Genomic DNA, 1,471 nt, shown 5'->3' with positions numbered 1-1,471 from the left:
GGCGGTTCCCACAAGACCCCCTGCGTCTTTAAATTCAGCTACACCGAGACCGTCTCCGTCGCCGGTGTGGCCCTGAAGGACTACACCTTCAGGAACCCCGCCTACGCCCTGATGCACCAGGCCCATGCGGCGGACCTGGACAGCCAGCGCCGCGACTACGAGCACTACGACTACCCGGGCCGGTTCAAGGGCGATGCCTCCGGCCAGCCCTACACCGAAGCCCGGCTGGACAGCCTGCGCAAGGACGCCAGCCTCGGAAGTGGCGAGAGCAACCGCCCGGACTTCAGCGCCGGGGCCAAGGTCACCCTGTCCGGCCATACGAATGACAGCCTCAACCGGGACTGGCTGATCACCCAGGTCACCCACACCGGCCAGCAGCCCCAGGCGCTGGAAGAGGAAGGGGGTTCCGAGCCGACCACCTACAGCAACACCTTTAAGAGCGTGCCCGGGGATACCGCCTGGCGGCCGGAACCACCCGAGCGTCCGATCATGGACGGGCCCCAAATCGCCATCGTCACCGGCCCCCAGGGCGAGGAGATCCACTGCGACGAACACGGCCGGGTCAAGGTAAGGTTCCCGTGGGACCGCTACTCGAAGAACGACGAACACAGCAGCGCCTGGCTCAGGGTCAGCCAGGGCTGGGCCGGGGGCCGCTACGGCTTCATGGCGTTACCCCGCATCGGGCACGAGGTCATCGTCTCCTTCCTGGACGGCGACCCGGACCAGCCAATCATCACCGGCCGCACCTACCACGCGTCCAACACACCGCCCTACGCGCTGCCGGAGCATAAGACCCGCACCACCTTAAAGACCCAGACCCACAAGGGTGAGGGCAGTAACGAGCTGCGCTTCGAGGACGAGGCGGACAGGGAACAGATCTACCTCCACGCCCAGAAGGACCTGGACCTGCTGACCGAAAACGACCGCACCGAGGTGGTCCATAACAACAGCCACCTGACCGTCGACAACGACCGCTATGCCCACATCAAGGCCAACGACCACAGTACGGTCGATGGCGAGAAGCGGGAGAAGGTGGGCCAGGACCACAGCTTCGACGTCACCGGCACCCTCCACCTCAAAGCCGGCACCGCCTGGCTCAGCGAATCCGGCCAGGAATTGCACATCAAGGCGGGCCAGAAGGCCGTCATCGAAGCTGGCGCCGAAATCACCCTCAAAGGCGGCGGCAGCTTCGTCAAGATCGACCCCAGCGGTGTCGCCCTGAGTGGGCCGGCGATTAACCTCAATGCGGGTGGTTCGCCGGGGAGTGGGTCTGGGCAAGGGGCGAAGGCGCCGGAGGTGCCCCAGGCGTTGGCTGCCCATACGGGAGAGAAGATTGAGCCCGCAGTATTGGCTGAAACCGCCCAACGAGCCGAGGCCAAGCCGGTCGTTGCCCACCGTCTAACACAGGGACGAATCCAGCGGACGGCGTTGGTTGAACAGTGTCAGGAGCAGCCTGATGGCACCTGCCCGC

Annotated in this window: 1 protein-coding gene; it reads left to right on the top strand. The window is 65.4% G+C overall.

The features are described 5' to 3' along the window. On the top strand, positions 1-1,471 hold a 1,471-nt coding region (locus tag EZI54_RS23680; protein ID WP_131484306.1), incomplete at both ends, for a type VI secretion system Vgr family protein.

Origin of the sequence: Marinobacter halodurans (assembly GCF_004327985.1) — a bacterium.
In the GTDB taxonomy this organism is placed as follows: Bacteria; Pseudomonadota; Gammaproteobacteria; order Pseudomonadales; family Oleiphilaceae; genus Marinobacter_A; species Marinobacter_A halodurans.
This window is presented reverse-complemented; position numbering and strand designations above follow the sequence as displayed.